This window comes from Pseudomonas sp. PS02303 (genome assembly GCF_029959925.1).
In the GTDB taxonomy this organism is placed as follows: Bacteria; Pseudomonadota; Gammaproteobacteria; order Pseudomonadales; family Pseudomonadaceae; genus Aquipseudomonas; species Aquipseudomonas mandelii.
In genome coordinates this window covers 23,323-48,594 of record NZ_JASCOM010000014.1, presented here as the reverse complement: position 1 = coordinate 48,594, position 25,272 = coordinate 23,323, and the positions used below count along the sequence as shown (strand labels likewise).

The following is a 25,272-nucleotide window of genomic DNA, read 5'->3' as shown; positions in this document are numbered from 1 at the left end:
GTTCATGAGCAGCAGCCACAACATCGTAATTAACCACGTACATGACCACGTGTTCCTTGGGTCAGCACACGAAGAGAATGCCAAACGCACCCTTTGGGTTGTGGCGCTTACGGTGGTGATGATGGTTGGCGAAATCGTCGCCGGCTATATCACTGGCTCGATGGCTTTACTTGCCGACGGCTTTCACATGGCAACCCATGCAGGCGCTTTGGGCATCGCTGCAGCTGCCTACGGTTACGCAAAACGCCACGCTTCCAGCAGTCGTTATAGCTTCGGTACGGGCAAGGTTGGAGACCTGGGCGGATTTGCATCGGCGCTCATTCTCGGCATGGTGTCCCTGGTCATCGGCGTAGAGTCAGTCATGCGCCTTTTGCAGCCAACGGAGGTTCAATTCGGAACCGCTACGCTCATTGCGATTGTGGGTTTGATCGTAAACATTGTGAGCGCGCTTCTGCTTGGCCACGGCCAAAGTCATGGGCACGACCATGATCATCATGGGCATGGGCATGGGCATGGCGATAACAACCTGAAATCAGCGTACGTCCATGTGATAGCGGACGCTCTGACCTCTGTCCTGGCAATTGCAGCACTGCTCGCTGGCCGGTATCTGGGGTGGGTGTGGCTGGATCCGGTAATGGGCATTGTGGGTGCCATCGTTATTGCGCGTTGGGCATGGAGTTTGATGGGTGTCACCTCTGCTGTACTGCTGGATCAAACTGATGAGCACGTTGCAGAGGAAATCCGAGAGCTGGTTGAGAAACCGGGTGATGCAACCATTACAGACCTGCATGTCTGGCGGGTCGGGCCAGAGGCGCATGCGGCTATTGTCAGCGTCCTCGGCGAATCCACTGTGAACGCTGAAAGCATTCGTGAACGACTCAAGCCTGTCCACGAAGTCAGTCACCTGACGGTCGAGTTTCGATTGGTTTGATTTACCGATTTCCTAACCTCGACTTCATAGGAACTCCCAATGTCACTAGGGAAACGTGAGCTTGCGCGTATCGAGCGTCGATTAATTACCACCCTCACTGAAGCGTGCGAAACAGCAAAAGGGGAGATCGAAGGATTTACGTGGCTCACCCATATCGCCGACCTGAATGCGCTGAGTAAAACCCTCAAGGTAGTCTGGGTATTCGAAACACTGGCTGACAAGGAGCTCGCCCACGCTGAATCGAAAGCGCGCATTTTGGAGTTGACCTCCATCGCATTGAACGAGGCCGACATCGATCTGAACCTTTCAGACCGCAATGTCTGCTTCGACTCTGAAGAGGAGTGCCAGCGCACACACGGTGGCAACTGGAAAAATCGTCTTGCTCAAATAGGCGCGACCTAAGGGGACTGACAATGGCTAAAGAAATCGAAAATCCCTGTATCTCGACTTGCCAGCTGAGTGGTGATCTCTGTGTGAGTTGCGGGCGCAGCAAGGAAGACATTAGAAAGTGGAAACGCATGAAGCGGCCTGAAAAAATGGCAGCTGTGCAAAGAGCGAACGTGCGATTGAAAGGGCTGAAAAAAGCGCAAGGTTAGTCACTTCCACAGGATGACCGTTGCCCGAGCTGTGCTCAAGCAGCTGCAAGGCCACCTCACTGCCGAAGTCTGATAGTCACAACGCACAGCGAGTGAACCTACTGCGATGCAACCTCAAGCTTGGGGAAAAGAATGGGTTCCAACGGAGGTGTTGCCTGACACAGCCCAAGCCTCCAGTAACCGACGTCGTGCCATTTTCCAAGCTTGAAGCCCACTTCTGGATACGTCCCAATGTGTACGAATCCTAGCGACTCGTGCAGACCGACACTTCCTTCATTGGGCTGCGCAATTCCGGCGTAAGCTGCGCGAAACCTCTGCTTTTCGAGAATCGGAAGCAAGGTTTCATAGAGTTCACGGCCAACGCCCTGCCGGCGAGCCGACTCGGCTATATACACCGTCACGTCCACAGCCCATCGGTAGGCCGGACGAGCGCGATGCTGGCTTGCGTAGGCATAGCCCTTGATCTCCCCACCTTCTTCGGCCACCAAGTAGGGATATGTCAAAAGCGTTGTCGCTATTCGCTGAGCGATTTCCTCAGCGCTTGGCGGAATCTCTTCGAACGAGATGGCCGTTGTCGAAACGATGGGGGCGTAAATGCGCTGGATGGCTACAGCGTCTGCTACCGTCGCCGTACGGATTTTCAAAGCCATGCAAGTCGTCCCTGATTCGAAAGCTGAACATTACCCTTTTTAGATCAGCCTTGGACATGGTCGAAATGTGAAGATGTTATGAGCGCCACCATTCGCCTGAGTAGTTCAGCTAGGCCTCTACATCGATCTGACTGATACGACCTCAACATATTTGTACTTCTTCCTTGCAGCCCTCACGGCCTCCTGCTCCGCAAGCAACGAGCTCAACGTATCAGCCTCGTGAATCAACTCGGTCATTTTCCCCTCAAACTCGTTCCCAACCCGGAGCGTGACCCGCAGCCTGGGCGTAAACGCCTTCGTCACTTTCTTCTTGGCTAGTGGAGCCTCTGCGGGCTTCGTGAAAACGATCTCTGGCACAGGCTCCAGCACTAGCGGAGTAGAAACTTGCTCCTCTGGCTGAGGCGTACCAAAAAGGGAACGACGCATTTCTTCTTCGGTTAATTCAGAGTTCATAGAGCATCTCAAAGGGGTGGCACTTCACTGGTAAAATTCTACAAAGATTGCTGCTGACCGGCGTCCATCGGGAAACTGCTTGGACGTTAAATCCCCAGTTCGATTTCAATACATGAGCCTCGCAGGGCACGCGAAAGCTGCGTCTTTGGTAGCAATGTGATGAGCCCATCAACCAAGCTGCTGGCGTGACGAGCGTATAAGGTGACTGTGCCTGCAGCCCGAATTCGACCCGGTACGAAGGCACCGACTCGTTCCTGGGCAATTTTCAGTATATTCAAGACTTCTTGGCTAACCTTGTCGTGGGATAGATGCTCAACGACTGGTCTGGACGGGCACCCGGCGCGGCTCCACATTTCTATGACCGCTTGGAGGAGTCCGTCTGAGCCGAGATGCTCGAGGGCCATCTCCCATAACTGACCCTCCTGCGCCATATCCAGGCGAGCCCTAGTCATAACGGAGTTCCAACATGAGGCTCTTTCTTGATTGCGAGTTTACCCGGCTCTCAGCCACAGCGAAGCTGATATCACTCGCACTGGTAGCTGAGGATGGACGCGAATTCTACGTGGAATTGGTCGACACATGGCGAGAGGAAGATTGCAGCGACTTCGTCGTAGAGATCGTTCTTCCGCAGCTATGGGGCGGTGGCAATGCACAACCTACTATCGGGGCAAGAAGTGCACTGCTCGATTTCCTAGCCTCGTTCGACGAAGTTCTGGAGATTGTCACAGACGCTCCACAGTACGACTGGGAGCTTTTCTGCGAACTCGCATATGACGATGGTAAATGGCCAAGGAACGTCCGGAATTACCCCACTGACGCCACCACTCTGGATGCCACAAGTGACGGGGTTCCGCTTCCGCATCACGCTCTTCTTGACGCCCGTATCATCGCTAGCATGTTCACCGAAAGCGATCTGAAGAAAGGGTGATGAAGTCCTAAGAGGCCAAGGTGAGCTAAAGCTGTCTTCCACAGCATACCTTCTTGGGACATCTTAAGCCTGGTGCTGGTCATTCAAAAATCAGGCCTGTTCGGACTTGCTGGTCAAATACCTACGAATAGTAGTTTTAGACAGACCCAACGCTTCCGATATCTCAGTCACTGACACTCCCTCACTGTTCAGGCGATTTGCCTCTGCGGCTTTCTGCGCTGCTCCGGATCGCGCCGGTCGACCAGGAGGAAGCTTCCCTGCACTTACCAACGACTCCATCTCAATATCTACGCTGTCCTTTTTTATCCTATTTAGTTGCTTATTCAGACGCTTCAGCCCCTCCCTAAGCGGCTCGTTGGACTGTAGACACGTCGCCATGAGAATCAATGAGGCCGGCTCAACCTCAAGCAGCGCTGCGAGACGAATGAGCACATCAATCGTGATGTTCACCTCCCCACGCTCAATCCGGCCCCAATAGGAACGGTCAATAGTGATCAGGTTTTCTTGCGTAAGACCTTTTTTTCTACGCAGTGCTCGCACCACTACAGCTAGGGCTTCTGCGGCCTCCATGACATTTCCCCACGCAAATCGAGGATAAGGCCATATTGCGACGCACCATAACACGGGCTATGATCCGTATTACGGTGCTATCAGCGTTTTTGAGGCCTGCTTTTCGATGCATATACATCCGTAAGCGGAGCTAAGCACCTTGCTTGCGGGAGCCATCTGCTCGAGTGCGAGCGACAACAAGCGGGATTGAATTGTCAATTTCCAGGTTATTAATGAAAGGAAGCCCTATGGCTAGCGTCGAAGAACCCGACTTCATGAATGTGCCACGGACACCACTTGAGGGCCTGTCGAGCACCTCTGCAGCTCGAGCTTTAGCAGTCGAACGCTTTCCTAAAAAGCCTTACTGCCTAGTCCGCGACTGGACAATATTTCGCATTGAAGTCACCCGCGACGAACTCTTCAAATGTCATGCAGCGGGCCAGCTCCCGATGATCCTGTTTGCTCACAACGTGGCCGAGGACAGCCAAGGCCGTTTCGAACGCGGCGATTGGGTTCGTTCAAGCATGTGCACCGGTCTCCACGACGGTGTTGCGTTCGAGACCAGAAACTCTGTTTACGTATTGATTGGCCCTGGTCATGAACAGCTCGCAAGCCTGAAAGACGTTTTCTCCCTCTTCTAACCTGCGCTCTATATCGGAGCCCCTTCAGGCCAAGGACATACGATGTTTAGAACACACGACGCCGACATGCTGGGCCTACCGGGCATGTTCGGTGAGGGTCAATACCAATGGCAACAGGTATCCAAAGTGCTTCGTAATCACTGGTATCACGTAACTGTCCAAGCCATGTACGAGGACAGAACTTCAGAGGCGGTTCTGATGATCGACAGCGAACCACGGCTTCAGCAACTGCTGATTGCCCAGGACTCGGAGACGATCATCACAGAGGTGCAAGTTGTCACACCTGCCCACATGAATGGCACGGGAGTTTGGCGCATGGAGAAGCTGACCAAAGTGACGCTTGGTGAAGACCAAAACGAGTGTGTTGTGTGCCTGCTAGAGGTGGAGACCGGCTCCAAATACCACAGCTCTCACCAACCTAGCTTTAACACTGATGTGCTGAGCAACCTTCGTCCGATCTATCACGCAAACATGATTCGTACAGCCTGAGATTTACCAAGATTTCTGCACGATACCAGCACAGATGGTTGCGTGTGGAATTCCTGGTTACGCCGTATATACCGCCAACGGAGTGCAACAATGCTGAACATGATTGGCTTGGATTTTTATGGGAAGCGCCACACAGAATTCGACCTAATACGAATCAAAAAAGCCCAGGCGCAAGGCTTCGATAGACCGATCACAGCGTATCTTTGCAGCGCCTCCATCAAAGCCCGAACGGGCATAGGCGTAGTGTTTGGTCACAACCGTAAAGACCAGTATGGGCGGTTCGGCGACGGCCATTTGATCCGCACTTCTGATGTGATCAAAGTCGAGCGTGAAGGCAGGTTTTGGGTGATGACGACGGAGAATAGTCGTTACGTCTTGGCGACGTTCCAGAGGGGTAATGGACGTGCAAGCCTGCGTGAGTTTCTGCGGCTTTCACGGGGGATGCACCACTTCACCCCGCGAGGGTTACAGTAATGGTCGTGGTCTTCTTCCACTGGCGAACCCTCCTGAATGGCTTCGAGGTGGTGTCATGATCGTCAAGGCAGGCGAAGTCATCTGCATTGCCTCGGGCATTTTTGAGAATTACGACCGCGCTGGGCCCTTTGTTGCAACGCAGGACTTCGACCTCGATTCATTAATAGCAGAGGCAGTGAAGCCGCTCACAGAGAAATGGGAAGTGTCGAGTTTGTTTGGCGATATACCCAGGGTGCTTTTCGAAAACGGGCTTATCACCAAGCTTCCTTGTCGCAAAATTTACCTAGGAGCGATGGGCGAAGTCGACATTCGGGAAGAGCAGGATGACCTTTGATGACGACGCTTCAAGCATTTTACTAAAGCGTCATGATGGTAGCGATAGAGCTGAGATGGTTTGCCTTGCAGTAGCCGCAGTTAGGATCGCGGTAAACGTCGATGACTTCAGCGGCTTGTGCCGCTCCGGTCATGGGTAGTGTCGTGAACGCGGCAATTCGAAGACTGGCATTCATGCGAGTTCTCCAGTTTATTACTAATTCTTACCGGCAGCAGCAACCGCCGCCGTTCCCGCCACAGCCCGAGTTTTTCTTACTCGCTACGCTTTCCACTGTCGCCAGCTGTGCTGGATAGCCCGCGTTCTCCAGGGCTGTAAGCAGCGCATGGCTGTGCGAATCGCCGCTGACCTTCACCCGTCCGGCTTGTAAATCCACCGATACGTCACTCACGCCTTCAACTGGGCGCAGTGCTTCAGTGACATGTTTGACACATGAACCACAGCTCATGCCCGGGACTTGTAGTTCAACAGTTTTCATTGGTGACTCCTCACAACAAAGTTGATCATGGAAAGACTGACGAATGAGGCTTCTCTGCGGCGTTGGCTTATCCTCAACCTTGCCGCCATGGCAAGGTCAAGCGGTCGTTTTCACTCAATCAATTGAAGCCTGGCGTAGACGCAAGGCGTTGAATACCACTGACGCCGAACTCACGCTCATGGCCAGTGCTGCAATGAGCGGTGACAGAAGGTGACCAGTAAGTGGGAAGAACAAGCCGGCAGCCAGTGGGATACCCATGGCGTTGTAAAGGAAGGCGAAGGTCAGGTTCTGGTGCATATTTCTCACCGTTGCGACTGACAGGCTGCGAGCACGCAGAATACCGAGCAGATCCCCCTTGACCAGGGTGACCTGAGCGCTGTTCATCGCCACATCAGTGCCAGTGCCCATGGCGATACCTACATCAGCGCGAGCCAGTGCGGGGGCATCATTAATGCCGTCGCCGGCCATCGCCACCCGGTGTCCGGCTTGTTGCAAAGATGCCACCAGACGTTCTTTATCTTGCGGTTTGACCTCCCCGTGAACCTCCTCGATGCCCAACTGGCGAGCTACCGAACGAGCAGTCGTAAGGCCGTCGCCAGTGGCCATGATGACCTTGACGCCATCCGCCTGCAGACGCTCGACGGCCAGCTTCGTGGTGGGTTTGATGGGGTCGGCAACAGCCAGCAAACCGGCCAGGGCGCCATCGACTGCCAAGTACATGATGCTCGTACCGTCGCCGCGTAGCTTCTCGGCATTTATTTGCAGGCTCTCGGTGGAAATGCCCGCCTCCTGCATCAACGCGGTATTGCCTAGCATCAGGCGGCGACCCTTGACCTGACCACTTACACCTATACCTGAGGCTGACTCGAAGGTTTCAGGTGTCACCAGTTTTAGCCCTGCGGCACGAGCCTTCTCGACGATGGCGTGGGCCAATGGATGCTCACTGCCCTGATCGAGACTTGCGGCCAGGCGCAACACTTCATCCTGAGTAAATTCGGGTACGGCCTCGACGCTATGGAACGCTGGTCGACCTTCAGTGAGGGTGCCCGTTTTGTCGACTATCAAGATATCTATCTTGCGCAGGTTTTCGATGGCGGCGGCATCGCGAAACAATACGCCACTGCCAGCAGCCTTGCCGGTCGCAACCATAACTGACATCGGTGTCGCTAGGCCAAGGGCACAGGGACAGGCGATGATCATGACCGCAACAGCGTTAATCAGTCCGAACACCCAACTTGGCTCGGGCCCCCACAGCCCCCAGCCGAGTAGAGTCAGCGCGGCGATAGCAATCACCACGATCACGAAGTAACTGGCAATCACGTCTGCCAGACGTTGCATCGGCGCTTTTGAGCGTTGTGCCTGCACAACCATCTGCACAATCTGTGAGAGCAGGGTCGCCGACCCTATCTTCTGCGCCTGCATCACCAGACTGCCGTGGATGTTGAGAGTGGCGCCAATCAGCGCGTCGCCGGCTTTCTTCATGATCGGTATCGGTTCGCCGGTGAGCATCGACTCATCTACAGCGCTTTCGCCTTGCAACACCTGACCGTCAACAGGCACTTTTTCGCCCGGTCGCACACGTAACGTGTCGCCGCTGTGTACGTGTGTCAGAGGGATGTCTTCTTCCGTGCCATCGGCATTGATCCGTCGGGCAGTTTTGGGTGCCAGTCCAAGCAGCGACTTGATGGCAGCCGAGGTTTGCGAGCGAGCCTTGAGTTCAAGCATCTGGCCGAGAAGGGTCAGTGAGATAATCACAGCCGCCGCTTCGAAGTACACACCGATGCGGCCCTCCATCATGAAGTTGCTGGGGAATACATCGGGGGTCAGAGTGGCCACGACGCTGTAAAGGAAGGCCGCCGCCGTACCGAGGCCGATTAGCGTCCACATGTTCGGACTTCGCTGAATCACCGAACGCACACCACGCACATAAAACGGCCAGCCAGCCCACAGCACGACGGGTGTAGCCAATCCCAGCTCGATCCAATTTTGCGTGGTGCCATGGAACAGTTCCAGGGCATGGCCACCCATAGCCAGCACGGTTACGATCACTGTGAGTGGCAATGTCCACCAGAAGCGCCGGGTGAAATCCTTGAGTTCCAAGTTCTCTTCTTCCTCCAATTCGGGAATCACCGGCTCTAAGGTCATGCCGCACTTAGGGCAGACGCCGGGGCCGATGTGGCGAATTTCCGGATGCATGGGACATGTGTATTCAGCGGCACCCGTTAACGGTTCTGCTGTTCTCTGATGGACTGGTTCGATTTTCAGTTGAGATATTCGATAACGCTCGGGCGCTGCCCTGAATGTCGTTTGGCATTTCTGGCTGCAGAACCGGTAGTTTTGCCCCTCATATTCCGTGCTGAACTGACTGTCGTTACTGACGGTCATGCCACATACCGGGTCATGGGAGCCGGTGGGTTGGGGTTCAGAGTTCTGTATTGGGCCGTGCTCTTGACGAACCTCAGGGGTGTGCATGAGCTAACTCCTGTTCGCATCCTTGGTTGAGACTGAGGTTTCGCCGTGATGACTGTGACCACCGTGGTGGTGCCCGAAAAAATGCATCAGCGGGCACAACAGCAAAATCATATAAGGCAGTAAACCCAGCATATGGCCGTAGTGTTCTCTTGCCAGATAGAACAGCACGATCACCAGCAGCATACCCAGCGCTATGCCGGGTTTGCTCCTCCAAAATGTTGGAGAGGTGTTAGCGGAATGTGGCGAATTCATCATGGTTCTGTACTCCTGAGGGAGTGCTGTTTAGTGATACGTCGTAAAGGTGCAACGGGCGGCAGTTTTACCCTTGGCATATTGGCTAAAGTAAAACCGTCGCTGCATTGCCTACAGGCTTGTGCGCGTCACTTGCTCATCGGCATGTTCATCATGCTCGTTTGCTGATCCATCATTTTCATCATCATGTTCATCATTCCCATCTCCATGCCGTCTTTGTTGCCGTCCATGCCCTTGCCATGACAGTTCTTATGCATCATGGCCATGCTGTCCTTCATCGTCTTCATGCTCTCCTGCATGGCGGCGTGTCGCTCGGCAGGGGTCTTGGCGGCGGCTGCCTTGTCGTGTGCAGCCTGCATTTTTTGCATTTGCTCGGTCATGACATTGTTTTGCATCGGCGTAGCTGCTTCGCTTGTCTTGGCGGGCGCGGTCTGCCCCTCCGGGTGATGCTCATCGACTGCCGAGGCGATAAGTGGGCTGCTCACGAGCAGGGTGGCGAGGATAAATTTCAATGTGGCATGCATGGCAATCTCCAAAGGGTCAGGACAACTCAGGTAATACCAAGCCGCGCCAGGTTGGCGCAGTCAGACAGGGCGCCGAGAATCGGCGCGCAGAAGGTCGGATTAATCGTTGAGACGGACGAAAATCAGGCGGGAAGGAGGTCTGGCCGGTAGAGGGCGCCGTAATGCAAGAAAGGCAAAAGCGGAGGGATTGGCGGGATACAAAATCAGCAACGCTGGGATAAGGAGCAGAAACGTCCAACTGAACAGGTCAAATATTTGAAGATGGAGCGAAGGACTTACGGCTATTGCCGCATCGGCGCAGTGCTTAAGGCAACCGAGGGCATGGGCGTCGTGGCTATCGTGATCTTGCGCGGTGTTCAGCGAGACATGAGTTGTAGCCGGATTGTGGCTGGGCTGTACCAGACATCCCTGGGTCGCTGCCAGACCAAACGCTAACACCCACAGCACGACGGCGAGGCGTATGAACGTTGGTTGACGATGGCGAAACCAGAACATGGAGAATCTCCGGTACTGATTAGCGGATTTTGATTTTTCAACATACGCCACATTGAAGTGCCACGGTTGATCTATATCAATTTATGCAGCCGGCTGTCGGTTCTGTGGTGCGGTTAAATTTCATGACGCCAGTCGATCTTTCAGATGTTGAGTTTCTCCGTGTGCTGTCAAAAGTGTAATCACTGGCTAAGCGTGCTGACAGGTGCGTCCCTTCATCATCCTCATTGAGCTGACGCTCAAACTCTCTGGTTTCAACGAGAGTCAATTCCTTGAAGGAGATGCACTATGAAAGCAACCAACGTTGTGATTCTTACACTCAGTTTGGCTATATCGTCCCTGGCCTTTGCCGAAGGTGGCGGCGACCGTGCGGTTGAGCGCATGGAACAAGCTCGCCAGACGGCAATGGCCACCGGAAAGTCTGCCCCCGGAGCTGAGGCGCAAGAAAATATTGCACAAGAGAAGCTCAAGGCTGAAAAGCAGCCTCACCATTGCTGAGCCAACCAGCTTACTGAAATGTAATCACCCCGTTTGCTGGCTTATGGCATCTTCCGATACATCAAGCGCACTAGCTCGTCTAGCGTTAGCCCTTAGGGGCACGCCCAGTGCGCACATCTAACATCCGACTGACGGGACATGAATCGGTATGCAAGCCAAAACCTCTCGGCGCACCTTTGTGAAAGGACTCACCGCAGGCGGGATTCTCGGTGGTTTAGGCCTCTGGCATACCCCTATCTGGGCCGCCCCTAGAGTGGGCGATGCCAATGTCTTGTCAGGTACAGAGTTTGACCTCTTCATCGGAGAAACACCGGTAAATATCACTGGGAACTCCCGGACGGCCATGACCATAAATGGCGGGATTCCTGGGCCCCAGCTGCGCTGGCGTGAGGGCGATACCGTGACCTTGCGGGTCAAGAACCGCCTCAAGGATATGACTTCTATCCACTGGCACGGAATTATCCTTCCGGCAAACATGGACGGTGTGCCAGGCCTTAGCTTCCATGGAATTGAGCCTGATGGCACGTACGTCTATCAGTTCAAGGTCAAGCAGAACGGAACGTACTGGTATCACAGTCACTCCGGCTTCCAAGAACAGGTTGGTGTATACGGCCCACTGGTCATCGATGCCAAAGAGCCTGAGCCTTTTGAGTATGACCGCGACCTCGTGGTGATGCTTAGCGACTGGACTGATGAAAATCCTGCTTCGCTGATGAAAACACTGAAGAAACAGGCGGACTACTACAACACCCATAAGCGAACAGTGGGTGACTTCATCAATGACGTGGCTGACAAAGGTTGGTCAGCGACCGTCGCTGATCGCAAGATGTGGGCCGAGATGAAGATGAATCCTACGGACATTGCGGACGTCAGTGGTGCGACGTACACCTACTTGATGAACGGACAGGCTCCGGACTCCAACTGGACTGGCACCTTCAAACCTGGCGAAAAGCTTAGGTTGAGGTTCATTAATGGTTCAGCCATGTCCTACTTTGATGTACGTATTCCAGGTTTGACGATGACTGTTGTGGCTGCTGACGGCCAGTACGTTAAGCCTGTAAGCGTGGATGAGTTCAGGATCGCCACTGCCGAGACTTTCGACGTGATTGTCGAACCCACCCAAGAGGCCTACACACTGTTTGCGCAGTCGATGGATCGGTCGGGTTACGCCAGAGGCACCTTGGCCGTCCGGTCGGGCATGACTGCTCCGGTGCCTGCGCTAGATCCTCGTCCTCTAGTCACCATGGCTGACATGGGTATGGCCGGTATGGATCACGGTGCGATGGCCGGTATGGGCGATATGGCTGGAATGGATCACAGCAAAATGGCCGGTATGGGAGACGACTCGATGCAGGGTATGTCGGGTATGGACGGCGGAGCCATGAAAGATAGCTCTGGCGCTATGCAAGGCATGTCCGGTATGAACAGCATGCAGGGAATGGATCACAGCAATATGTCCATGGGCGGCATGAGTGGTATGGGAGAAATGCAGTCGCACCCAGCCACAGAGTCCAACAATCCCCTCGTCGACATGCAAGCAATGTCTACTTCTCCGAAGCTCGATGATCCTGGCATGGGCCTTCGCGACAATGGTCGAAAGGTGCTGACGTACTCTGATCTAAAAAGCACGTTTGAGGATCCAGATGGCCGTGAGCCAAGTCGCACTATTGAACTGCACTTGACCGGTCATATGGAGAAATTTTCCTGGTCTTTCAACGGCGTAAAGTTTTCAGACGCCGAGCCGGTAAAACTGAAGTACGGCGAGCGAGTTCGGTTCGTTCTCGTAAACGACACCATGATGACTCACCCCATCCACCTGCATGGGATGTGGAGCGACCTTGAAGATGAAAACGGGCAATTCCTTGTCCGCAAACACACCATCGATATGCCGCCAGGATCAAAGCGTAGCTACCGAGTGACTGCTGATGCGTTGGGACGCTGGGCCTATCACTGCCATCTCCTATACCACATGGAAATGGGCATGTTCCGTGAAGTGCGCGTGGAGGAATAAGGAGATGGCTATGAGTAATTTCTTAAGCGGGACTCGCATGCACTCAGCTGTACTCACGGTCGCTCTCACTGCTGGTGTTGCCTTGCCGGCAGCTGCTGAGTCTACTGGGCAGATGCAGGGCATGGATCACGGCCAAATGCAGGGCATGGATCAGGGCCAGATGCAGGGTATGGATCACAGCCAGATGCAGGGCATGGATCACAGCAAAATGGAGGGTATGCAGCCCGCCAAGCAACCACAAACTCAAAGTCGGACTCCGATACCACCACTTACCGATGCTGACAGAGCCGCAGTTTATAATGCCCCTGGTGGTCACGAAGTCCATGACAGTGCTCTCAACTCATTTTTTATATTTGAGAAGCTGGAATGGCAGGATGCTGACGATGGAAGCGCGCTGAACTGGGAAGCCCAAGGTTGGATAGGGGGAGATGTTGATCGTCTTTGGTTGCGCACCGAAGGGGAACGCACCAATGGGAAGACTGAAGAAGCTGAGGTTCACGCTTTATGGGGGCACGCCATCAGCCCTTGGTGGGATCTGGTTGGCGGGGTTCGTCAAGACTTCAAACCAGGCGACCCTCAGACGTGGGCTGCTTTCGGTATCCAAGGCTTGGCTCTCTACAATTTCGAGGCCAAAGCGACTGCTTATCTCGGGGAAGGTGGCCAGACCGCTGCTCGGCTGGAAGGGGACTACGACATTCTCCTTACCAACAAGCTGATATTGCAACCGACGGCAGAATTCAATTTTTACGGAAAAAACGATCCCCAGCGTGGAGTGGGTTCGGGGCTGTCTGAAAGTGAAGTTGGTTTGCGGCTCAGATACGAAATCCGTCCCCAGTTTGCACCTTACGTCGGTGTGACTTGGAATCGGACTTATGGAAAAACCGCAGACTATGCCCGCGAGGAAGGTGAAGACAATAGCGAAGCACGCCTAGTGGTCGGCGTCCGAGTTTGGTTCTAATCGAAGTTAGCGTCACCCAATAATTATCTCACCTCATTACAACAGCTTCGTGCTGTGAGGAGCCTTGCATGTCCGTTTTCAAATCCTGTGTTGTGGCTGTTGCTCTTTCATCCGGCTTACTGCTCAGTGCAGTTGCCCAGGCCCACCCGAAGCTGCTGTCTTCAACTCCTGCTGAAGGTGCGACTGGCCAAGCCCCGGCAAAGATTGAGCTGCACTTTTCTGAAAACTTGGTCACTCAGTTTTCGGGAGCCAAGTTGATCATGACCGACATGCCTGGCATGCCCAATTCACCTATGGGTGTGAAGGCCAGCGTGGCCGGCGGTGGTGATCCCAAAACGATGGTCGTGACTCCTGCCTCTCCTCTCACAACTGGCACCTATAAAGTGGAATGGCGAGCAGTCTCGTCCGACACCCACCCGATCACCGGCGCCGTAACTTTCAAAGTGAAATAAGCATGAGCGACTCATTAAATGTGGTACTGCGATTCGCGCTCTACTTAGACCTGATGCTCCTGTTCGGCCTAGCAGTCTTCGGGCTTTACAGCTTTCGGGGAAAAGAGCGCGTATCAGGCGCGGTGTTGCATTTTGGGTCGCTACTACCTGGCATCGCTGCTGTTGGTGTGTTTTTGTCGATAGCCACCTTCATCGTCATGGCAAAAAATATGAGCGGCGCATCCGACTGGGCGGAGCTGCGACCTCATCTGGAAATGATGTTGTACGAGACTGAGATTGGATATAGCTGGGTGACGCGCATGATCTCGCTGGCAGCGGTGATTTTTGTCGCAAGTCAGAGCGCGCGATGGCCTACAGGGAGCCTCGGGGTTGCGACCTTGGCAGGCGGCATCGCTTTGTCTACGCTCGCGTGGACAGGTCATGGGGCGATGGACGAAGGTACTCAGCGATTCTGGCACTTTACGGCTGATATTCTGCACCTTCTCGCCGCTGGCGGCTGGATCGGAGCTCTCGCGGCGTTTGGCTTGATGTTGAACATTAGGAGGTCTAATTCGGAGCAACTCGTACGAGTGCTGTCACGAGCGCTCAAGGGCTTCGAAACAGCAGGCGCGTTCATTGTCGGTACGATCATAGTCACGGGCATCGCTAACTATCTCTTCATTGTCGGGCCGACGTTGCTAGAAGTTTTAACCAGCACCTATGGCGTTCTTCTGCTTCTAAAAATATTGCTTTTTGGGTGCATGATCGGGCTGGCTACCCTCAATCGTTTTTACCTGAGTCCTTCACTCGAGCGCTCTGTGGAGGCCGGTGAGTATTCCCTGGCAGCGACTGCTTTGAGAAAAAGCGTACTTATTGAGTCAACCTGTGCTGTGGTTATCGTCTGCTTGGTGGCGTGGCTAGGAACATTGAGCCCTTCAGTAGACATGGCTCAAGGGTGAGCTAGCAGCTAGATCTGAGCGACCCCGAAGCCGCCCAGATCCGAGCCTGATTATAGGCTGACGGGGTAATCAGCAACCACTTCTTGCGCTCCCGCCTTGGTAACCCCTAGGACTTGATAAGGTTGATGGTTCTGGCCGTAGTCCATGCCGGGAGAACCTGCGGGCATGCCTGGCACTGCGATTCCTGCAAGGTCGGAGCGACCACTCAGCTTCTTGATCTCATCAGCTGGGACATGCCCCTCTACAAACTTGCCGTCGATAACAGCCGTATGGCACGACGCTAGCCCCTGCGGCACTCCTAGGCTCTGCTTGATAGCACTCATATTACTTTCGACGTGGTCGACTACCTTGAATCCATTCGATTCAAGGTGCTTGACCCATTCCTTGCAGCAGCCGCAATTGGCGTCACGATGCACGTCAATTGTGAGCGGCTCAGCGGCCTGCGCGACACCACACATCACCAACCCCATAGCGACCAAAAGCTTTCGTTTGGACATTCAATGCACCTCATCACGTTTTAGTGCGGTCACTCTGTATGCCTTTGGCATCCGCACCCTCTGTCACGTAGGTTAAGCGCAAAAAATTAGATCGCGATTACATTTCTGTAAGCCGCCTTCTAGCCGGTGTCACCGGAATCCGGCCTGTCGTAACTGGGAGTTAACCGTTGGCTGTTGAGACAATTACATTTACGTAAGCTTGCGCACAGTTGTCAGATTGGTAGCACACTAGAACACCGCAAACCGGAGCCTGGGCATGAAACTCTTGGTCGCAGAAGACGAACCCAAAATCGGAAGGTACCTACAGCAGGGCCTCGTGGAGGCAGGTTTCAGTGTCGACCGGGTGGTGACGGGGACAGAGGCGCTACATCAAGCGCTGAGCGAGACCTACGATCTCCTGATTCTGGATGTGATGATGCCGGGCGTTGATGGCTGGGAGGTCATTCGGGGTGTACGTGCATCCGGGAACTCAGTCCCTGTGCTTTTTCTAACGGCCAGGGATGGAGTCGATGATCGGGTTAAAGGTTTGGAGTTGGGCGCGGACGACTATCTCGTTAAACCCTTCGCATTTTCCGAGTTACTAGCTCGCGTCAGAAGCTTGCTTCGACGCGGATCCGCCGTGCCCAACCAGACATCTATCAAGATCGGGGATCTGGAGGTCGACCTGCTAAAGCGCCGTGCCTCACGCTCAGGTCGACGCATTGACCTCACCGCCAAGGAATTCTCCCTCTTAGAACTCCTAATGCGCCGTAGAGGGGAAGTCCTGCCAAAATCACTGATCGCGTCGCAGGTTTGGGATATGAACTTCGACAGTGATACCAACGTGATCGAAGTAGCAATTCGGCGGCTCCGGGCCAAAATCGATGATGATTTCGACACTAAGCTGATTCAGACCACCAGGGGAATGGGCTACATGCTAGATGCGCCGGATACTGAATGAAGCGTGTATCTCTTACCTTCCGTTTGAGCATGATGTTTGTCTGTGCCGTGGTAGCCGTGCTGGTTGTAGCAGGCCTTACCTTCGATGCGTTTAGTAGACATCACTTCAAAGCGCTCGACCGTCAAGCGATGACGGAAAAGCTCGAATCCATTCGGCAAATCATGGATGGCGAGTCCGGCTCCGTAGACTCTTCAGAAGTGGTGTTACAACTGCAAGCCCTGCTGGGTGCCCATCAGGAGCTTTCAGCATCGATTGTCACCAACGGAGGGAGGACGATCTTCGCTACTCCCAACGGAGCTACACAACCTACCGCTGCGGTACATGAGGCTGGGGAAGGTTTGTTGGAGTGGACGGCTGGCGGCCATACGTATAGAGGCATGAAGGCCCAAGTTCATTTAGTGAATGAAGCTGAGCCACTAACCGCATGGTTGAGTATGGACATCACCAGCCATATGCATTTTGTGGAAACCTTGCGTTGGTGGCTGTTCATTGGGCTGACTATCAGCGCTCTGGTCAGCGCAGCCCTAGGGTGGCTGGTGGCGCGCAGCGGGTTGAAGCCTGTCGCACAAGTGACGCAAGTCGCGGCCTCAATGTCAGCAGGTTCGCTGAAAGAGCGCATCCCGATGGACTCGGTGCCTCGTGAGCTTGAGAGCCTTGTATCTTCGTTCAACGCCATGCTTGCTCGCCTTGAAGAGTCTTTTGTTCGGCTGTCCAACTTTTCAGCCGATATTGCGCACGAGCTACGAACCCCTATCAGCAATCTGCGCACGCACACCGAAGTCATCCTCTCAAAGAAGCGTGCGCCGGACACTTATGAAGAGAATCTCTATTCCAACCTGGAGGATCTCAACCGGCTCTCCAGCATTATTGACGGCATGCTTTTCTTGGCAAAATCGGACAACGGTCTGGTTCTACCTGCCAAAGAGAAAGTCGAGTTGCGTTCGGTGGTCGAAAAACTCTTCGAGTATTACCAGTTGCTGGCAGAGGACACCGGAGTAAAGCTACAAGTCTCCGGACACGGTGCGGTCTATGGTGACGGTACGATGTTGGATAGGATGATTTCGAATTTACTGTCTAATGCGCTCAGGTATACCCCTCCTGACTGTACGATCTCCGTGAAAATCGAGAGGTTTGGCAGGATGATCAGCTTGTCAGTGAAGAACCCCGGCGAGGAAATAGCTGGAGAACATCTGCCCCGGTTGTTTGACCGTTTTTACAGAGTCGATCCTGCACGTAGAGAGGGTGCTACGAACAACGCGGGGTTAGGTTTGGCAATCGTCAGATCACTGGTTGACGCTCATGATGGCACCGTTGAGTGTGTTTCCGGAGGAGGCTATACGACCTTTGATATCCGATTACCTGCGTGGCCTGCTGACTGAGAATAAAAGAAAGCTCGGGTGCCCCTTCTTGGAGAAACAAGGCCGCAAATGCGGCCTTGTTCTATTCAGGGTGTCACTCGTGTGAGTGTCCGTGTTCAGCGTTCTCGGAGGTTTCTCCTTTCTCACCACCACCGCATGCCGTCATCAGGCCGAAGAAGCAGATCAGGAGCATCGAACGAACCAGAGTGGTTGGGGTTTTCATGGAAGGACTCTTCAAAAGTTGATAAATGGTCTGGGGGCAGGCTGAACGTTGAATTTCGGCAGTAGGACAGCCATCGCTGTTTTGAATTACTGTTTGACGCTCAAGTAATCGCCGGTTGTTTTCAGTGCGATGGTCACGTCGTTGTTGCTGCGATTACGCCAAAACCAACCATGGGTGCCGTCAAAAATAGCGGTAAATTCACCCTTGTCATTTTTGACCTGTTTGCCCTTGCTGTAGCTGTGGAAGTAACCCTTCTCACCGTTGTAGGGTTCGCCATGGGTATCGAAGTTCACAGGCCCACCAACCGCAGTCCATTCGTAGCTAACAGACTTGCCCTTCAAGACTTCGAGCTTTATTTCCGTCCCTTCACCTGGCTTGAGCGTGACGCTCATTTGATTAGTCTTCAAAGCTGAAGTGGTTGTGGACGCTGGCTGAGCAACAGGTTTCGCAATAGGCTGGACTTGCGCAACCTGCGGAGCCGGAGCCGGAGCCGGAGCCGGAGCCGGAGCCGGAGCCGGAGTTGAAGCTGGAGCAGCCGCTTGCGGTGGTGCGGCATCCGCCAAAGCTTCCTGAGCAAGGATGATCTTCAATTCGCCCATCTGGGTCAGACCCAGTGCGCGGCCCACACCCGTAGGATCAATGGCATATTCCGAAGGCATGACCACTGTCACCAGTAGGCCGACCGCAGTCAGCAGTGCAATGACAGTCGAACGTACCAGTTTGCGAGTGCTAGGCAATTCATTAACAGTTGGAAGCGGAGTATTGAACATGGTCAGAATTCCTTACGCGGAGACAAACAGGCCGGTGATCTGGTAACCCATCAGGAGGAAGCCGGCACTCATCATGGCGACGTTGGCGGTATAGGCGTGGCGCCAGAAACTGCCGGTGCGCCGCCAATACCCCATCAGAATTAGAATCGCGCTGAGGGCCAGCAATTGGCCGATCTCGACACCGACGTTAAAGGCGATGAGGTTCGGAATCAGGCCGTCGGGCGAGATCTCGTACTCCTGGATCTTGGTGGCCAGACCGAAACCATGGAGCAGGCCGAAGATCAGCGTGGCCACCTTGGTGTTGGGTTGGAAACCGAACCAGCGCTGGAACGCACCCAGGTTATCGAGCGCCTTGTACACCACCGAAAAACCGATGATGGCGTCGATGATGTAGGAGCTGATGCTGACCTCGGTCAGTACGCCAAGCAGCAGCGTGACCGAGTGGCCTACAGCGAACAGCGTGACGTAGAGCCCCACGTCTTTCAGGCGGTAAAGGAAGAAGATCACCCCGAACAGAAACAGCAGGTGGTCGTAGCCCGTCATCATGTGCTTGGCGCCCATGTAGATGAAGGGCAGCAACATGACGCCGGAACTTTCTTGGATGAAGCCCTTGTCACCTTCCGCGACGGCGTGAGCCATCGCCTCGGGCATCCCGAGGAAAAGTGCAGCGACAAGTAAAAACAACAGCAGTAGCGGGCGGTGCGATGGCGCAGTGAATGCGACAACGCCGCTCATCGAGTGCGAATGCATAGATCAATCCTACGTTGCAGGGATCAAAGGCCGCAGTGCGGCCATGGTCAGGATGCGAACGAAGGACGGGGTGGACGCTCGATCAAGAAAATCGGCGGACGAGGAACGGAATATCGGCGCGCATCAACTCGTATGGACAGCTTCGGCTGTGCAGCCAAACTCAACGCGGACGTGAGCTGTGGCGTTTCGTGCTGATGGTCAGGGGTCAACGGCGAGTGGTAGTGATCCGAGTAGCTCGCGCTCGACATCTCTGCCTGCTGCTCATGGGAGTGATGGGCGTCTTGCGCAATCTCCCAGGCTGGCTGTTTCGATGTCACCGACAACGTATAGGTATGCCCGGCCCAAGCCACAAACATGGCGAGAGCAAGTGCGATTACCACCATCATTGTCAGTGTTCTGCTGAACATAGTGTTCGGGTTTCAACTCGTTTTGTAGGGCTTTGATGCGTTTGACCACATCCCCCTAGGGGGGATAGGATGCCAGCGTAATTCATTGAGGCCTGAGGCTCAAGTCATGAGTGAGCACGAACACGAACACAGCCATCCCCATACCCACCAAAGTCACGAGGCGATCATCAAGCGCCTCAAGCGGGCGGACGGCCATTTACGCGGCATCATCACCATGATTGAAGAAGGTCGTCAGTGCGTCGACATTGCTCAGCAGTTGCACGCTGTCGAAAAAGCAGTGTGTCAAGCCAAGCGCACGCTCATTCAGGATCACATCGATCACTGTCTGGAGGACACCGTCTCGGCCTTGGGCAATGGCGAGCGCGCACCGCTGGAAGCGTTCAAACAAATCACCAAATACCTCTAGGTCTGATATGCCCAACTTCGCTGAACTGCTGCAACAAGGCGGGGCTCACGCCTGGCTGTATTTCCCGAGCGCTATTCTGCTCGGAGCCTTGCATGGGCTTGAACCGGGCCATTCAAAAACCATGATGGCAGCCTTCATCGTGGCCATTCGTGGCTCGGTAAAACAAGCCGTATTGTTGGGCTTGGCCGCGACGCTGTCGCACACCGCTGTGGTGTGGTTGGTCGCTATCGGCGGCATGTACCTGGGCAAAGGTCTGGACGCTCAAACCACCGAGCCTTACTTCCAACTCGCGTCCTCTGCTCTGATCATCGTGATTGCACTTTGGATGCTATGGCGTACCTGGCGCGGCGAGCAGATGTTCAAGTTCGAGCAAGGTGATGAGCACCACCACGGCGAGCATGACCATGGTCATCACGATGAGACTCATCGTATCGATACAGGCCATGGTCGCATCGAACTGTCGATCTTCGAAGAAGGCATGCCACCGCACTGGCGCCTGAAGACACTGACCGGACACGCCTGGGCAGCCTCAGATGTTCGCCTGATGACTACTCGTCCGGACGGTAGCACCCAATCGTTCTCTTTCGTTGAGCGCGTAGGCTTCCTGGAGTCGACGGTCGATATTCCGGAACCACACGAGTTCAGTGCTCGCTTGAGTCTTGGGCATGCAGGCCACTCCCATGATTACGATCTCCAGTATCAGGAACACGATCACGGGCATGCTCACTCCGAATTGGAAGGCTTGGAGTTGTCGATTGATGGCTACCAGGATGCGCATGAACGTGCGCATGCCAACGATATCCGTAATCGCTTCACCAATCGCGAGGTCACCACGGGCCAAATCGTCATGTTCGGTTTGACTGGTGGTCTGATTCCTTGTCCGGCTGCCATCACCGTTCTGTTGCTATGTCTTCAGGTAAAAGAAGTCGCACTAGGAGGCATGCTTGTCCTGTGCTTCAGCATCGGATTGGCGCTCACCTTGGTCACTGTCGGTGCTGCGGCAGCTATTGGTGCTAAACAGGCCTCCAACCGCTGGCCGTGGCTGGGCACCGTGGCGCGTCGTGCACCGTACCTGTCCAGCGTGCTGATCATAGGTGTTGGTCTGTACGTCGGCTTCCATGGCTGGATCGGCCTGAACGCATAAGGCGACGTCTGAGTGTTCGAACTCACCAGCTACGTTGGTCTTTTCCTGGCTGCATTCGGTGCCGCCACGTTATTGCCAATGCAGTCTGAAGCCGTGCTGGTCGGGATGTTGCTCTCCGACCGGTACGTCGTTTCTACGCTCTTGGCGGTCGCCACTTTTGGCAACGTTCTTGGCTCCGCAATGAACTGGCTTCTGGGCCGTTCTGTTGAGCGATTCCGCCACAAGCGCTGGTTCCCCGTGAGCGAGAGCAAGTTAGAAAAAGCCCAGCAGTCCTATCTGCGCTACGGGCGCTGGTCACTGTTGCTGAGCTGGGTGCCCATCATTGGCGATCCGCTGACGGTCGTCGCCGGAGTCATGCGCGAACCACTTTGGAGTTTCCTACTGATCGTCACCCTGGCCAAGGGCATGCGTTATCTCGTGCTGACCGCCGTCACACTGGGGTGGGCATGACGACTCCTACAGTCCCGCTTTCCCCACTCAAGAGCCGAAGCAGTAGCCTGGATCTAATCAAGTGGCTGGCGATGCTGACCATGGTTATTGATCACTTGCGCTTGGTGTGGCCGGAGATGAGCAATCTGTTCATTCTGGGGCGGCTCTCTTTTCCGCTGTTCTGTGTCGCCATTGCCGCCAACGTGACGCGCTCCAAATCGGGCGAATGGCTGACTATCGCGAACGGTCGATACCTCGCGTTGATGCTGTTGTTCGCCGCCATTTCAGAAGTGCCTTATCGCTACATCAGCACCTCGGGATCATTCAACGTGTTGGTTACCCTAGCATTGGGGCTGGTGATTGCCTGGGGATGGCAACATCGCACCCTGTTGAGCAGCGCTATGGCGTTGATGGCCGCCGCGATTGCCTACGTGCTGGATGATCCACTGATGTACGGTTTCTACGGTGCACTTGTTCCAGCTGCTGTCTTAGTAGCAATTAAGAGCCCCGGTGTTCTTTGGTTGCTGCCAGCGGCTCTATGCCTGTTGAGCAATACCCGCAGTAGCATCGTAACCAGAGCGTTGGACTTGGAAGTCTATTCATTGTTGGCCTTGAGCACTGCGTTCGCGGCTCCCCTGATCGGACTCTGGCTTCTGCGTCAGACCTTCACCTTCAAGGTCTGGCCGGTGCGGCAATGGGGCTACTGGTTCTATCCGGGGCACCTTGCCGCTCTGCAAGCGCTACGGTTTCTGATCTAAAGGCTGACCAACCAGCCTTGGCGAATCTTAGGAACTTAAGATCATTTGTTGGGCCATCGACGATGCTGGTCGTCGATCACATAAGGGTGTTCGTGATCCACACCCTGGCCGTCGAGGTGAATGTGATCGTCCGGCAGGTTCTCATGGGTGTGTTTGATCGACTCTTGGTCATGAGCAGGACGCCAGATCACAATGCTGACCACCAGTGCACTACCTGCCACGACAGCGAGCCCAACAAACGAGGCTGTGAGGCTTATGTTGGCACCCAGCCATCCCGCCAATGGGTAGGTAATCAACCAGCAGGCATGGGATAGCGCAAATTGGGCGGCAAACAACGCTGGGCGATCTTCGGCATGTGCCGAGCGACGCAACAATCGACCGCTCGGAGTCTGGGCCAGGGAGTAGCCCACCCCGAGCACCATCCACAGCGGCAGCAGGAAGTTGTAGGTGGTCAGGTTGATGCCAACGGCCAAGCCTGCAACCAGTATTCCTCCACCAAACAGCATGGCCGTTCGGTCTTTGATGTTTTTCAACAGGCGAGGCAAGACCAGGGCCGCGACCATGGAGCCGCCACCAAATGCGGCCAACGCCAATGCCGTAGAACTCTGAGGAAGAGCGAAGCGCGACTGCACCAGCACCACCGTATTGACGATGACCATGGCACTGGCGGCAGCTACCGTCAGATTAAGAGCCAGCAGCCCTCGTAGGCGAGGTGTGGCAAGGAATATACGCATGCCTCGGGTGGTTCGTTCGTAGATGCTCCGTCGCGGCGTCTGCTTCGCCTTCGGCAGAAGCACCGTGGAGACCAGGGCCGCCGAGGCGAGAAAACCGATGACGGTGCCGGCGAACAGGTTATGGAAGCTGATCACCGTCAGCAACGCGGCGGCGAGCATCGGGCTCGCGACACTTTCAAGATCGTAGGCCAGACGTGATAGCGACAAGGCTCGAGTGTAGTCGTCATCATCCGGCAGTATGTCTGGAATGGTCGCCTGAAATGTCGGGGTGAAAGCTGCCGAGGCCGACTGAAGGACGAAAATCAGCACGTAGATTTGCCAGACTTCCGTCACGAACGGCAGAGCGAGCGCTACCAAAGCTCGCACCAGATCCAGCGAAACCAGCATCGCCCTGCGGGGTAGACGCTCTGCAAAAGCCGCTGCAATAGGCGCAACGCCGATGTAGGCCGTCATTTTGATCGCCAACGCTGTGCCGAGGACAGCGCCCGCTTGGGCTCCTGCGAGATCGAACGCCAGTAGGCCCAGTGCGACCGTGGCAAGACCCGTCCCCACGAGCGCAATCACTTGGGCCAGAAAGAGATGACGGTAGGTGCGGTTTGATAGGATTTTCAGCATGAGAAATCTCAAATGGAAAGGCGCGTGCCCATCTGGTTGTCGAGCATTTCTCGAAGAAAGAGAGCGACGAGCTTCTCGTTTACAGATGATGCTATATCCCCCCTAGGGGGATGTAGGGCCATCCTAAACTACAGCCAGTAGTAGCTCAAGAAATAGGCACATAGCCTTTCATCGAATGTCAGGGAGGCGGCGAGGAAGTTGCTTGCCCTATGAAGGCAATTGGCCATACGCTGCGATGCGTGAGAGGTCTCACAAGTATAAAAATGAGCATGGAGCAAGCCCTGATGAAACTGTCTGCCCTTTTGATCGCCGCTTTACTTTCGATTTCGTCCGTTGCTGCCTTCGCGCATAGCGGAGGTACTGATTCAAAAGGTTGCCATCGCAACCATAAAACGAACGACTACCACTGCCACTAAACGGCAAAAGCCCAGCTTGAGGCTGGGCTTTGATGCAAGCTGGCTTCTTCACATTTGTGGAGGCCAGTTAACCTAGCCACGCAACTGTGCAGGCGAAGTAATGCGTCTCGGCTGGATTGGCTTGAGTGATGCCTTGATCGTTTTTTAACCACTTGCAGATCTAGAAACTGCGTGTCAGAAACTTTATTTCGCGTCAGTAATGTTGGCTTAACTTAGGATTTGTTTTATCACCTTTGGCAGGCCTATTGGGTCGACCGCTTCCAATTGTAAGAGCCATTTGCAGCGACTAGACTCCAGACCATGAAACGCTATCTGCGGTTTTGCATCATCTTCATGATTAGCTTGGCGCTTCCCCTCAGCGGGATGGCGGGGGTTCAGGCACCGACAGAACCTTGCCCAATGAAGACGATGGGCATGGCGATGATGGACGACATGGGGATGGACTGCTGCAACGACATGAAAAGCCCTTCCGAGCACGGTAAACCTTGCAAGCCGGGCCAGGAATGCAAGACGGGCGGCATGCTGCAAGTCTCGAGCTTCAAGCCTCCTGTAACCGTGCTCAGCCCCGTAGTGCTTTCCCTCATCAGCGACTCCCTACCTGTACAGACCCCGTCCGGGGTATGGCGACCGCCCCGCGTTTGATTCCTGTCCCACATTGGGCCTCATTCCGCATTAGCGGGATGGACTAGCTGCGCGCATGTCTTTTGA

Annotated in this window: 34 protein-coding genes and 1 pseudogene; 21 read left to right on the top strand and 14 right to left on the bottom strand. The window is 54.6% G+C overall.

What is annotated here, in order from left to right; translation table 11 throughout:
• Positions 1-4 precede the first annotated feature (4 nt).
• From dmeF to QMX98_RS06240, 3 genes are read left to right on the top strand one after another with little or no spacing between them, the layout of a single operon-like run.
• Positions 5-931 carry a CDF family Co(II)/Ni(II) efflux transporter DmeF gene (gene dmeF / locus QMX98_RS06250; RefSeq protein ID WP_253148573.1) on the top strand — a complete coding sequence of 309 codons (927 nt, stop codon included), beginning with the start codon at positions 5-7 and terminating at the stop codon, positions 929-931.
• Positions 932-970: 39 nt separating this feature from the next.
• Positions 971-1,333, top strand: coding sequence for a hypothetical protein (locus QMX98_RS06245; protein ID WP_253148574.1), 363 nt, complete (start codon positions 971-973; stop codon positions 1,331-1,333).
• 11 nt (positions 1,334-1,344) lie between these two features.
• Complete coding sequence (locus QMX98_RS06240) at positions 1,345-1,527, top strand: DUF1289 domain-containing protein (RefSeq protein WP_080727717.1); 183 nt, start codon at positions 1,345-1,347, stop codon at positions 1,525-1,527.
• Between the two features lie 98 nt (positions 1,528-1,625).
• On the opposite strand, the gene QMX98_RS06235 is transcribed toward QMX98_RS06240, so the two are convergent.
• Both QMX98_RS06235 and QMX98_RS06230 read right to left on the bottom strand, forming a co-directional pair.
• Positions 1,626-2,177, bottom strand: coding sequence for an arsinothricin resistance N-acetyltransferase ArsN1 family B (locus tag QMX98_RS06235; protein WP_038443853.1), 552 nt, complete (start codon positions 2,175-2,177; stop codon positions 1,626-1,628).
• 117 nt (positions 2,178-2,294) lie between these two features.
• Positions 2,295-2,630, bottom strand: coding sequence for a hypothetical protein (locus tag QMX98_RS06230; protein WP_253148575.1), 336 nt, complete (start codon positions 2,628-2,630; stop codon positions 2,295-2,297).
• Positions 2,631-3,096: 466 nt separating this feature from the next.
• Here QMX98_RS06230 and QMX98_RS06225 point away from each other — a divergent pair, with 466 nt between their 5' ends.
• The gene (locus tag QMX98_RS06225; RefSeq protein ID WP_253148576.1) at positions 3,097-3,558 is read left to right on the top strand and encodes a 3'-5' exoribonuclease; all 462 of its coding nucleotides are present in this window, start codon (positions 3,097-3,099) and stop codon (positions 3,556-3,558) included.
• 90 nt (positions 3,559-3,648) lie between these two features.
• On the opposite strand, the gene QMX98_RS06220 is transcribed toward QMX98_RS06225, so the two are convergent.
• On the bottom strand, positions 3,649-4,128 hold the full coding sequence (locus tag QMX98_RS06220) for a transcriptional regulator (protein ID WP_050499464.1): 480 nt from the start codon (positions 4,126-4,128) through the stop codon (positions 3,649-3,651).
• 227 nt (positions 4,129-4,355) lie between these two features.
• On the opposite strand from QMX98_RS06220, the gene QMX98_RS06215 reads away from it, so the two are divergent.
• The 4 genes from QMX98_RS06215 (at position 4,356) to QMX98_RS06200 (ending at position 6,045) form a co-directional block, all read left to right on the top strand.
• A complete protein-coding gene (locus QMX98_RS06215; protein ID WP_253148577.1) occupies positions 4,356-4,748 on the top strand; it encodes a hypothetical protein in 393 nt (130 codons plus the stop codon).
• A gap of 42 nt (positions 4,749-4,790) precedes the next feature.
• Positions 4,791-5,237: a hypothetical protein gene (locus QMX98_RS06210; protein ID WP_032894852.1), complete on the top strand. Its 447-nt coding sequence runs from the start codon at positions 4,791-4,793 to the stop codon at positions 5,235-5,237.
• A 90-nt stretch (positions 5,238-5,327) separates the two neighbouring features.
• Complete coding sequence (locus QMX98_RS06205; protein WP_032894847.1) at positions 5,328-5,711, top strand: hypothetical protein; 384 nt, start codon at positions 5,328-5,330, stop codon at positions 5,709-5,711.
• A gap of 55 nt (positions 5,712-5,766) precedes the next feature.
• Complete coding sequence (locus QMX98_RS06200; protein WP_095023249.1) at positions 5,767-6,045, top strand: hypothetical protein; 279 nt, start codon at positions 5,767-5,769, stop codon at positions 6,043-6,045.
• 52 nt (positions 6,046-6,097) lie between these two features.
• Here QMX98_RS06200 and QMX98_RS06195 read toward each other — a convergent pair.
• The 6 genes and pseudogenes from QMX98_RS06195 to QMX98_RS06170 form a co-directional block, all read right to left on the bottom strand.
• Positions 6,098-6,220, bottom strand: a pseudogene (locus QMX98_RS06195) (DUF411 domain-containing protein); the annotation flags it as partial.
• A gap of 27 nt (positions 6,221-6,247) precedes the next feature.
• Positions 6,248-6,520, bottom strand: a complete 273-nt coding sequence (locus QMX98_RS06190) for a heavy-metal-associated domain-containing protein (RefSeq protein ID WP_253148579.1) — start codon at positions 6,518-6,520, stop codon at positions 6,248-6,250.
• 114 nt (positions 6,521-6,634) lie between these two features.
• Positions 6,635-8,992: a heavy metal translocating P-type ATPase gene (locus QMX98_RS06185; RefSeq protein WP_282410454.1), complete on the bottom strand. Its 2,358-nt coding sequence runs from the start codon at positions 8,990-8,992 to the stop codon at positions 6,635-6,637.
• Between the two features lie 3 nt (positions 8,993-8,995).
• Positions 8,996-9,247, bottom strand: coding sequence for a DUF2933 domain-containing protein (locus tag QMX98_RS06180; protein ID WP_172791742.1), 252 nt, complete (start codon positions 9,245-9,247; stop codon positions 8,996-8,998).
• Positions 9,248-9,372: 125 nt separating this feature from the next.
• Complete coding sequence (locus QMX98_RS06175; RefSeq protein WP_149660847.1) at positions 9,373-9,768, bottom strand: hypothetical protein; 396 nt, start codon at positions 9,766-9,768, stop codon at positions 9,373-9,375.
• Between the two features lie 99 nt (positions 9,769-9,867).
• Positions 9,868-10,263 (bottom strand): hypothetical protein, encoded by a 396-nt coding sequence (locus QMX98_RS06170; RefSeq protein WP_253148582.1) that lies wholly within the window; start codon positions 10,261-10,263, stop codon positions 9,868-9,870.
• 285 nt (positions 10,264-10,548) lie between these two features.
• Between QMX98_RS06170 and QMX98_RS06165 the strand changes: the two genes are divergently transcribed.
• The 5 genes from QMX98_RS06165 (at position 10,549) to copD (ending at position 15,117) form a co-directional block, all read left to right on the top strand.
• Positions 10,549-10,758, top strand: a complete 210-nt coding sequence (locus tag QMX98_RS06165) for a co-regulatory protein PtrA N-terminal domain-containing protein (protein ID WP_253148584.1) — start codon at positions 10,549-10,551, stop codon at positions 10,756-10,758.
• A gap of 148 nt (positions 10,759-10,906) precedes the next feature.
• The gene (locus tag QMX98_RS06160; RefSeq protein WP_253148586.1) at positions 10,907-12,769 is read left to right on the top strand and encodes a copper resistance system multicopper oxidase; all 1,863 of its coding nucleotides are present in this window, start codon (positions 10,907-10,909) and stop codon (positions 12,767-12,769) included.
• A gap of 10 nt (positions 12,770-12,779) precedes the next feature.
• Entirely contained in the window at positions 12,780-13,727 is a 948-nt protein-coding gene (locus QMX98_RS06155; RefSeq protein ID WP_253148588.1) for a copper resistance protein B, read from the top strand.
• Positions 13,728-13,795: 68 nt separating this feature from the next.
• Positions 13,796-14,179: a copper homeostasis periplasmic binding protein CopC gene (copC, locus tag QMX98_RS06150; protein ID WP_095023245.1), complete on the top strand. Its 384-nt coding sequence runs from the start codon at positions 13,796-13,798 to the stop codon at positions 14,177-14,179.
• A gap of 2 nt (positions 14,180-14,181) precedes the next feature.
• Positions 14,182-15,117: a copper homeostasis membrane protein CopD gene (gene copD, locus QMX98_RS06145; protein ID WP_253148589.1), complete on the top strand. Its 936-nt coding sequence runs from the start codon at positions 14,182-14,184 to the stop codon at positions 15,115-15,117.
• A gap of 50 nt (positions 15,118-15,167) precedes the next feature.
• Here copD and QMX98_RS06140 read toward each other — a convergent pair whose 3' ends face one another.
• Complete coding sequence (locus QMX98_RS06140; RefSeq protein WP_253148591.1) at positions 15,168-15,614, bottom strand: DUF411 domain-containing protein; 447 nt, start codon at positions 15,612-15,614, stop codon at positions 15,168-15,170.
• Positions 15,615-15,870: 256 nt separating this feature from the next.
• On the opposite strand from QMX98_RS06140, the gene QMX98_RS06135 reads away from it, so the two are divergent.
• On the top strand, positions 15,871-16,554 hold the full coding sequence (locus tag QMX98_RS06135; protein ID WP_253148593.1) for a heavy metal response regulator transcription factor: 684 nt from the start codon (positions 15,871-15,873) through the stop codon (positions 16,552-16,554).
• On the top strand, positions 16,551-17,933 hold the full coding sequence (locus QMX98_RS06130) for a heavy metal sensor histidine kinase (protein ID WP_253148595.1): 1,383 nt from the start codon (positions 16,551-16,553) through the stop codon (positions 17,931-17,933). Before QMX98_RS06135 ends, QMX98_RS06130 begins: the two co-directional genes overlap by 4 nt.
• Positions 17,934-18,006: 73 nt before the next feature.
• Here the strand turns inward: QMX98_RS06130 and QMX98_RS06125 are convergent, their stop codons facing one another.
• From QMX98_RS06125 to QMX98_RS06115, 3 genes are all read right to left on the bottom strand, one after another.
• A complete protein-coding gene (locus QMX98_RS06125) occupies positions 18,007-18,135 on the bottom strand; it encodes a hypothetical protein (RefSeq protein ID WP_254925286.1) in 129 nt (42 codons plus the stop codon).
• Between the two features lie 86 nt (positions 18,136-18,221).
• Entirely contained in the window at positions 18,222-18,905 is a 684-nt protein-coding gene (locus QMX98_RS06120) for a transmembrane anchor protein (protein ID WP_282410453.1), read from the bottom strand.
• A gap of 12 nt (positions 18,906-18,917) precedes the next feature.
• Positions 18,918-19,655 carry a HupE/UreJ family protein gene (locus QMX98_RS06115; RefSeq protein WP_109631470.1) on the bottom strand — a complete coding sequence of 246 codons (738 nt, stop codon included), beginning with the start codon at positions 19,653-19,655 and terminating at the stop codon, positions 18,918-18,920.
• A gap of 513 nt (positions 19,656-20,168) precedes the next feature.
• On the opposite strand from QMX98_RS06115, the gene QMX98_RS06110 reads away from it, so the two are divergent.
• Genes QMX98_RS06110 through QMX98_RS06095 form a run of 4 tightly spaced genes read left to right on the top strand, consistent with a single transcriptional unit; the run spans position 20,169 to position 22,799 of the window.
• Positions 20,169-20,468 carry a metal-sensing transcriptional repressor gene (locus QMX98_RS06110; protein WP_103470019.1) on the top strand — a complete coding sequence of 100 codons (300 nt, stop codon included), beginning with the start codon at positions 20,169-20,171 and terminating at the stop codon, positions 20,466-20,468.
• Between the two features lie 7 nt (positions 20,469-20,475).
• Positions 20,476-21,612, top strand: coding sequence for a nickel/cobalt efflux protein RcnA (locus QMX98_RS06105; RefSeq protein ID WP_282410452.1), 1,137 nt, complete (start codon positions 20,476-20,478; stop codon positions 21,610-21,612).
• A 12-nt stretch (positions 21,613-21,624) separates the two neighbouring features.
• Positions 21,625-22,062 carry a YqaA family protein gene (locus tag QMX98_RS06100; protein ID WP_247289071.1) on the top strand — a complete coding sequence of 146 codons (438 nt, stop codon included), beginning with the start codon at positions 21,625-21,627 and terminating at the stop codon, positions 22,060-22,062.
• Positions 22,059-22,799, top strand: a complete 741-nt coding sequence (locus tag QMX98_RS06095) for a TraX family protein (RefSeq protein WP_247289069.1) — start codon at positions 22,059-22,061, stop codon at positions 22,797-22,799. Before QMX98_RS06100 ends, QMX98_RS06095 begins: the two co-directional genes overlap by 4 nt.
• Before the next feature lie 41 nt (positions 22,800-22,840).
• Here QMX98_RS06095 and QMX98_RS06090 read toward each other — a convergent pair whose 3' ends face one another.
• Entirely contained in the window at positions 22,841-24,148 is a 1,308-nt protein-coding gene (locus QMX98_RS06090) for an MFS transporter (protein ID WP_282410451.1), read from the bottom strand.
• Positions 24,149-24,357: 209 nt separating this feature from the next.
• On the opposite strand from QMX98_RS06090, the gene QMX98_RS35070 reads away from it, so the two are divergent.
• Both QMX98_RS35070 and QMX98_RS06085 read left to right on the top strand, forming a co-directional pair.
• Positions 24,358-24,564, top strand: coding sequence for a YHYH domain-containing protein (locus tag QMX98_RS35070; protein ID WP_348967358.1), 207 nt, complete (start codon positions 24,358-24,360; stop codon positions 24,562-24,564).
• A gap of 300 nt (positions 24,565-24,864) precedes the next feature.
• A complete protein-coding gene (locus QMX98_RS06085) occupies positions 24,865-25,206 on the top strand; it encodes a hypothetical protein (RefSeq protein WP_282410450.1) in 342 nt (113 codons plus the stop codon).
• The last annotated feature ends 66 nt before the right edge of the window (positions 25,207-25,272 follow it).